Source organism: Shewanella sp. Isolate7 (assembly GCF_022398425.1).
GTDB lineage: Bacteria > Pseudomonadota > Gammaproteobacteria > Enterobacterales > Shewanellaceae > Shewanella.
The window spans coordinates 1-7,806 of record NZ_JAKEVJ010000116.1; the positions used below are offsets into that span (position 1 = coordinate 1).

The following is a 7,806-nucleotide window of genomic DNA, read 5'->3' on the forward strand; positions in this document are numbered from 1 at the left end:
GGGCATGGTGTGCTGTGTCAGTAACCACTTAGCATGCCATTGGTAGACCGCTAGTCTCTCGTGATGAAGATGATGGTTGCCGAGCAACCTGTCGATACGCTTAATCGAATGTTTGGTTTGCGCATGAGTTCCATCAATATGACGACCTAAAGCGGTCAATGTAAGACGGTCTGAATCAATGAGAGCCCGGCARGCAACCATGAGGGTATTTAGACGCTTTTGGTGAATTTCTGGGCAATGTTGATAGAGAGATTGATGTAAGATAGTTAACGCTTGCACCTTGGAAGTCCGTGATTGGTTTTTGTTTGCGCTTAATCAGATCACATTCCAAGGTGCAAGTTCACTCTAATCTCATGATTTATCTCAAAGTTATCAGGGGATTCCTCAGCGCTGAGCATGGTGGTTTAATAAGCGTAAGAAATAAGGTGGTGGGCATAAGAAATTGGTTGCGGGGACGGATTTGAACTGGGCGGCATACCGTCGACGACTGTCGTCGTATGTGTGGCAGACTTAAATAGCGTGTTTAGACTGATGTTATAGAATGGGTTGCGGGAGACAGGTTTGAACTGGGCGGCATACCGTCGACGACTATCGTCATATGTGTGGCAGACTTAAATAGCGTGTTTAGACTGATGTTTTAGAATGGGTTGCGGGAGACAGATTTGAACTGGGCGGCATACCGTGGACGACTGTCGTCGTATGAGCCCGACGAGCTACCAAGCTGCTCCATCCCGCGTCCGATGTGATGCAAACTGTTTTAATTCTTGTTTGAGGAATTGGTTGCGGGAGCCGGATTTGAACCGACGACCTTCGGGTTATGAGCCCGACGAGCTACCAAACTGCTCCATCCCGCGTCCGTGAGATACGCTGTAGTTGTTTTGATTCTTGCTACGAAAGAAATTGGTTGCGGGAGCCGGATTTGAACCGACGACCTTCGGGTTATGAGCCCGACGAGCTACCAAGCTGCTCCATCCCGCGTCCGAATGTGATGCAAACCGTTTTAATTCTTGTTTGAGGAATTGGTTAGGGTAGTGGCTTTAAATCGACTACCTTTGCCGCGGTTAATATTGCAAGCCCGATGGGGCGATTTAACCTTTTACATCACTTTGCTGATTTACTATCTGCGCTAATCAGAAATTGGTTGCGGGAGCCGGATTTGAACCGACGACCTTCGGGTTATGAGCCCGACGAGCTACCAAGCTGCTCCATCCCGCGTCCGATGTGATGCAAACCGTTTTAATTCTTGTTTGAGGAATTGGTTGCGGGAGCCGGATTTGAACCGACGACCTTCGGGTTATGAGCCCGACGAGCTACCAAGCTGCTCCATCCCGCGTCCGGATGTTTACTCTAACCTCTGTAGTGCCTACAGCTTTTGCCGTTGGGTACTCAGTGCGTCAAAGCGGGGCGAACTATATCGACATGAGCGTTGCAATGCAAGTCGCCGTCGTGAATTTCTTATCAAGCGTTCATTTATCAGGCAAAGTGCTGGCTTAACGCGCAAACCAGGAAATTTTAAACCTTCATTTGGCAGAACTTTTTATCATTTACTCTAAGGACAAGGTATAATGACGGATTGATTTTTGAAGTGTGTCTATCTATCCATGTTGAATTTTTTTGCCGCAGCCCCGAGAGGCTATGAGTACGCCCTGTCTTTGGAACTGGCTGAGTTGGGCGCCGCCGAGATTAAGGAAAGCGTTGCCGGCGTCTATTTCTCTGCTCCCCTTAATCTGGCTTACCGTATCACCCTGTGGTCACGACTCGCCAGCCGTATCGTTCTGGTGATCTATAAGGGGCCCTGCGAGAATCCCGAGCAGCTCTACAATGCGGCTTATTGCATCGACTGGCAGACCCATTTCTCTAATAAGAGTAGCTTCAGCATAGATTTTCACGGTGTGGGTGGCTTTATCAAGAACTCACAATTCGGCGCGCTTAAGATAAAGGATGCGGTCGTTGATCGTTTTCGTGACGATGGCTGCTCACGCCCCGATGTGGCCCGTGTCGATGCCGATTTTAAGATAGATGCCCATTATCGCCGGGGTCAGATCACCCTAGGGATTAACTTCTCGGGCCCTGCGCTGCATCAGCGTGGTTATCGCTCCACTACAGGGGAGGCGCCGCTGAAGGAAAATCTGGCGGCAAACATGTTGGTACGTAGTGGCTGGCAACAGGCGCCTAAAGATCTGCTCGATCCCTTCTGTGGCAGCGGTACCATACTGATCGAGGCGGCCATGATGGCTTGCGATATCGCCCCGGCGCTGCAGCGTCGCCGTTTCGGTTTCGAGCATTGGCTACGCCATCAAGATGCCGACTGGCAGGAGCTGCTTAGTGAGGCAAAGGCCCGCGCCTCTATCGGTAACAAGCGCTGTGAGATCAAGTTTTATGGCTCAGATATCGATTCGCGTCTGGTGGCATTGGCCAAGCGCAATGCCCAAAATGCCGGGGTTGCTGAGCTTATCGAGTTTTCAGTGGCCAACGCCCTTAATGTCACGCCGCCGGTGGAGCAGGGCTATCTGATCACCAACCCGCCTTATGGTGAGCGTCTGGGTAACGTCACCTCGCTGTTGCAGCTCTATTATCAGCTGGGGGATAAGCTCAAGGCCGAATTTGGTGGCTGGCAGGTGGCGGTACTTAACAGCGACATCGAACTGCTCTCTGCTCTTAAGCTTAAGGCCGACAAGCAGATGAAGATGTATAACGGTGCGCTGGAATGTGCCTTTAACCTTTATACCTTGCATGCCAACAGCACCCGACGTCTCGATCCTAGCCAGGTGCTGAGTCAGGGCGGTGAGGTGAGCGAAGTGGCCACAGCCTTCAGTAACCGTATCAAGAAGAACTACAAGCAGCTGAGTAAATGGGCCAAGCGCGAGGGGATAGACAGCTATCGTCTCTATGACGCCGACATTCCCGAATACAATGTGGCGGTCGATATCTATCTGGATCATGTGGTGATTCAGGAGTATTCGGCGCCTAAGTCGATTCCCGAGGCGGTGACCAAGCGTCGCCTGACCGATGTTCTGCTGGTACTGCCCCAGGCCATAGGGGTCGATCCCGATAAGATCATTCTTAAGACCCGCGAGCGTCAGAAGGGCACTAACCAATACCAGAAGCTGGATACCACTAAGCTCGAGCTGGTCACCACAGAGTACGGTGCCAAGTTTAAGCTCAACTTGAGAGACTACCTGGATACAGGCCTGTTTTTGGATCATCGACTCACCCGTAAGCTAGTGGGCGAGAAGGCCAAAGACAGAGACGTGTTGAATCTGTTTGCCTATACCGGCAGCGCCTCGGTACACGCCGCGCTGGGTGGTGCCAAGTCGGTGACCACGGTCGATATGTCTAACACCTACCTTAACTGGGCGCAGGATAACTTTGAATTAAACGGTCTAAAGGGCAAGCAGTATCAGTTTATTCAGGGTGATTGCCTGCAGTGGATAGATGACTGCGATAACCAGTATGACCTGATTTTTATCGACCCGCCGACCTTCTCAAACTCTAAGCGGATGGAAGACTCTTTCGATGTGCAGCGTGATCATGTCAAGTTGTTGACCGCATTGGTCAAGCTGTTACGTCCTGGCGGAGAGATTCTGTTTTCCAATAATAAACGCAAATTCAAGATGGATAGCGAGGCGTTAAGCGCGCTTGGCTTGTCGATCACTAATTTGGATAAGCAGACACTACCGCTGGACTATAAGCGTAATCCGCACATTCATAACACTTGGTTGATTCAGCATGCCTAACACCAGCACCTTTATTCTTTTTCATACCGATGCCTGCCATCTTTGCGAGCAGGCTCAGGCGCTTATCAGCACGCTGAATATCGATTTTGTCTTGCAGGATATCTGCGATGACGAGCAACTGGCGCAGCGCTACGGCGTGCGTATCCCAGTGCTGTTACGTCAGGCCGATGGCGCCGAGTTAGGCTGGCCTTTCGATAACGAGCAGTTGCAACAATTTACAGGAGCATAAATTGAGTCTGGTTCGTATAAATAACGGCTCATTGGCCTACGGCTACACCCCCTTACTGCAAAATGCCGACTTTACCATAGAGGCGGGCGAGCGCGTCTGTATCGTGGGCCGCAACGGTGCCGGTAAGTCAAGCCTGATGAAGGTGATCGGCGGTGAGGTGTTACTCGACGATGGCGAGTTTAACATTGCGACCGACGTTAAGGTCAGCCGACTACAGCAGGATCCGCCTAAGGCGGAGCAGGGCACTGTGTATGCCTATATCTCGGCCGGCTTGCAGGAAGTGGGTGAGAAGCTCGAGCGTTATCATCAGCTTTCTCACGATGTTGCCCACGCCGATCCAAAGGAGATGGAGCGTCTGCTCAAGCAGATGGAGCGTCTGCAGGCCGATCTCGATCATCTCAACGGTTGGCAGCTCGATACCCGCATCAATCAGACCTGTGAACTACTGGGACTAGACGCCGATGCGAGTCTGGTCAGCCTGTCCGGTGGCTGGCAGCGTAAGGTGGCGTTGGCCCGCGCCCTGGTGAGCGAGCCGGATCTACTGTTGCTCGACGAGCCCACCAACCATCTGGACATCGACACCATCGAGTGGTTGGAAGAGTTCCTGCTTAACTATCGCGGCGCCATCGTCTTCATCAGTCACGACCGTGGCTTCATTCAGCGCATGGCGACACGCATCGTCGATCTCGACCGAGGTGTGGTGACCTCCTGGCCCGGCGACTATCAGACTTATCTTGATGGTAAGGCAGAGTGGCTGAGGGTCGAAGAGGAGAAAAACGCCCAATTCGACAAGAAGCTGGCCGAAGAAGAGGCCTGGATCCGCCAAGGTATTAAGGCGCGTCGCACCCGCAACGAGGGTCGCGTGCGAGCCCTGAAGGCGCTGCGTATGGAACGTATGGCGCGTATCAACCGTCAGGGCGGCGCCAAGATGCAGGTGGCCGATACCGAGCGCTCGGGTAAGCTGGTATTCGATATCAAGGATCTTAACTACAACCTGCCAGACAAGAACCTGGTGAAGAATTTTACCACCTCAGTGATGCGGGGCGATCGTATCGCCCTCATCGGCCCTAACGGCTGTGGTAAGTCGACCCTAATCAAGTTGTTGATAGGTCAGCTTGCGCCTCAGTCGGGGGAGGTGAAGGTCGGCACCAAGTTGGAAGTGGCTTATTTTGACCAGTATCGAGAGGCGCTGGATCCGGAAAAAACCGTCGAAGACAACGTAGGCGAAGGCAAGAAGACGGTTACCATCAATGGCCAGGACAGGCATATTCTCAGCTATTTGCAGGATTTCCTGTTTTCGCCCATGCGCGCCCGGACACCGGTTAAGGCGCTCTCTGGCGGAGAGAAGAATCGTTTGTTGCTGGCGCGTCTACTGCTAAGGCCAGCAAACCTGATCATTCTCGACGAACCGACAAACGATCTTGATATTGAGACCTTAGAGTTGCTAGAGTCGCTGTTGACCGATTATCAGGGCACTCTGTTATTGGTGAGTCACGACCGTGCCTTTATCGACAACACTGTCACCAGCTCCTGGTGGTTCACCGGCAACGGTGGCTGGAGTGAATATGTCGGCGGTTACCAAGATGCCGTGTCTCAGGGGGCAAAATTTTATTCTGAGGAACCAGTAGCCAAGGACGCTGTCCAACCCAAGGTTGCCGAGCCGGTTAAGAAGGCCGCTAAGGCAGAGAAGAAACTTTCTTATAAATTACAGAGAGAACTCGATGCCCTGCCTGCCAAGATGGAGCAACTCGAAACCGAGATAGAAAGCTTACAGGCGGTCATCAATGAACCCGATTTTTATACCCAAACACAAGATCTGGTCAGTAGTCGATTAAATGAACTGGCGGCACTGGAGCAGGAATTGGAAGTGTGTTTCGAACGTTGGGAAGAGCTAGAAGCTCTCAAATAGACGATAGAATAATAGGAAAAGTACATGAAGTTGAAGTTTGATAGAGCCATCTCTTTAGTTGCCGCCGGAGTGATCACCGCGCTGCAGACGGCTCATGCTGCACCTGTCTATGAGATCCAGAATATCGATGACTATGATCTAAACGGCACACTAGAGTCGACCATTAACGGCTATGGCATGTTTATCAATCAGCAAGATAAGATGGTAGGTATCTCTAAGGGTAAGAAGAAGCTTGAGGTAGACGACGAGACTGGTGGCGCAATCGATATCGAAGATGGCATCCCGCCCGAGCAGTTGGTGTCTTACTCTATCAACAAGCCTATCATTGCCAACAACTTTACCTTCAATGCCGATGGCAATGGAGCGAGCGGCAGTTGGATCCCAACCTTCGACTCCGTCTTTGGCACGACGCATCCTAAAGATACCGACGAAGCCTTGCCGGAGACCATTAACTCCATCAATGCCTATTATTATGGCATCAACAACAATGGCATTAAGGTCGGTAGCTATACCGCTCCTGAGCTGAAAACCGAATATACAGGTGAGACTGAAGGCCAGGAGTTCTGGTACTACCGTGAATTTGAGGAGCGTGGCTTCCTCAAGACCGCCGAGGGGACTGATATCGCCCTAGTACCACCTTATACCGTCTACAGTAAGGATGATACCAATGTGGTCGTGGGTGGTGAGTCGGTCGCAACCGCGATCAACGACAATAACCTGATCACGGGTTACGCGACCACAGATTTGGCCAAGTCGAGTAAGAGCCGAATTGATAGCTGTATTACCGGTGAGACTTATCCTATCGATGTCTGTGTGCAGAAGGACCAATATCCAGATAGCAACAATGTACGCCGCATTCTCTATCAGACGCGTGCGTTTGTATGGCAGTTTGATGGCACAGATGTGACACCGACCGAGCTACCGTTAGGGCTTGAGTCGACCTCAGACAGCGTGTTTACCGCCCAAGGTCTTGGCGTCAACAGCCAGGGCGTTGTCGCTGGCCGCTCTCATGTCTACCGCAACGATGATAAGGATAAGCTGGCATTCGATGCCGCCTACTGGGAAAAAGATGCTCAAGGGGCTTACCAATATCACTGGGTGAAGATGACCAATGATCAGTTTTCTTCCGTGGCCTATGACATCAACGATAATGGTATCTTGGTGGGTAGTTATCGTCGCTACATCGAAGGCTATCAGCGTGACAAATTCTTCTACTTGGATACCAACGCCGAAGATCCTACCTTCGTGACCCCTAATGATTTCTATGAGGTGATGTCCGACCGTAGCTCCCGTCCACGTGATATTAACAATAAAGATCAGGTAGTGGGTTACGTGGAAGTAACAGCTGAGAAAGAGAAGCCACGTATGAAGGGCGCCTTCCTGTATGACAAGGCAAGCGATGAGTTTAGTGTCATCGATGATCTTCTTGTGTGTGAATCGAAAGGCTATGTTAAAGATGATGCCGGCGAGTGGACCCGTAACAAGGTTGAGGTGGTCGACGGTGATGGTAAGACGCTTTATTACGATAGTGAGATCCGCATCGTAGAGGCTAGCAGCATTAACGATGATGGCACCATAGTGGGTACCGCCTTCATCCGGAAGCCTTCTTATCAATTTGATCAAAACGGCAACTTGGTTATAGGTGAGAATGGCAAACCATTGTTCCAACTCAACGCCAATGGCCAGCCGGTGACGGCCTACTTGCCGCGTATGGTGGTGCTTAAGCCAACGACATCGGGTTCGGCTTGTGAAGTAGAAGAGAAAGATGACTCGGGTAACGGTAACTATGAGCGCAAAGGCGCCGCCAGTTTTGCCTGGTTGTTGCTATTGCCTCTGGTCTGGTTGAGACGCCGCTCTCGGGTCTAAGGGCTATTAGAACTTATTGAACTAAAAATCGGGGCTTACGCCCCGATTTTTTATTAATAATGAAC

At 51.3% G+C, this 7,806-nt stretch carries 4 protein-coding genes, 4 tRNA genes and 1 pseudogene; 4 read left to right on the forward strand and 5 right to left on the reverse strand.

Annotated features, from left to right (window positions below; genetic code table 11):
- From L1D47_RS19475 to L1D47_RS19495, 5 genes and pseudogenes are all read right to left on the reverse strand, one after another.
- Window positions 1–279 (reverse strand): annotated as a pseudogene (locus L1D47_RS19475) (IS4 family transposase); the annotation flags it as partial.
- Window positions 280–777: 498 nt separating this feature from the next.
- Window positions 778–854 (reverse strand) — tRNA-Met (locus tag L1D47_RS19480).
- A 47-nt stretch (window positions 855–901) separates the two neighbouring features.
- A tRNA-Met gene (locus L1D47_RS19485) sits at window positions 902–978 on the reverse strand.
- 160 nt (window positions 979–1,138) lie between these two features.
- Window positions 1,139–1,215: transfer RNA gene (locus L1D47_RS19490), tRNA-Met, on the reverse strand.
- Between the two features lie 41 nt (window positions 1,216–1,256).
- Window positions 1,257–1,333, reverse strand: a tRNA-Met gene (locus L1D47_RS19495).
- Between the two features lie 268 nt (window positions 1,334–1,601).
- Here L1D47_RS19495 and rlmKL point away from each other — a divergent pair.
- From rlmKL to L1D47_RS19515, 4 genes are read left to right on the forward strand one after another with little or no spacing between them, the layout of a single operon-like run.
- Complete coding sequence (gene rlmKL, locus L1D47_RS19500; RefSeq protein WP_239886467.1) at window positions 1,602–3,737, forward strand: bifunctional 23S rRNA (guanine(2069)-N(7))-methyltransferase RlmK/23S rRNA (guanine(2445)-N(2))-methyltransferase RlmL; 2,136 nt, start codon at window positions 1,602–1,604, stop codon at window positions 3,735–3,737.
- Window positions 3,730–3,966 (forward strand): glutaredoxin family protein, encoded by a 237-nt coding sequence (locus tag L1D47_RS19505; protein ID WP_239886468.1) that lies wholly within the window; start codon window positions 3,730–3,732, stop codon window positions 3,964–3,966. Before rlmKL ends, L1D47_RS19505 begins: the two co-directional genes overlap by 8 nt.
- Window position 3,967: 1 nt before the next feature.
- The gene (locus L1D47_RS19510) at window positions 3,968–5,875 is read left to right on the forward strand and encodes an ABC transporter ATP-binding protein (protein WP_239886469.1); all 1,908 of its coding nucleotides are present in this window, start codon (window positions 3,968–3,970) and stop codon (window positions 5,873–5,875) included.
- 24 nt (window positions 5,876–5,899) lie between these two features.
- The gene (locus L1D47_RS19515) at window positions 5,900–7,741 is read left to right on the forward strand and encodes a DUF3466 family protein (protein WP_239886470.1); all 1,842 of its coding nucleotides are present in this window, start codon (window positions 5,900–5,902) and stop codon (window positions 7,739–7,741) included.
- Window positions 7,742–7,806: the final 65 nt, after the last annotated feature.

Excerpts from the sequence above, each read along its gene's own strand:
- rlmKL (WP_239886467.1), top strand. The coding sequence starts at position 1,602 with ATGTTGAATTTTTTTGCCGCAGCCCCGAGAGGCTATGAGTACGCCCTG.
- L1D47_RS19505 (WP_239886468.1), top strand. The coding sequence starts at position 3,730 with ATGCCTAACACCAGCACCTTTATTCTTTTTCATACCGATGCCTGCCAT.
- L1D47_RS19515 (WP_239886470.1), top strand. The coding sequence starts at position 5,900 with ATGAAGTTGAAGTTTGATAGAGCCATCTCTTTAGTTGCCGCCGGAGTG.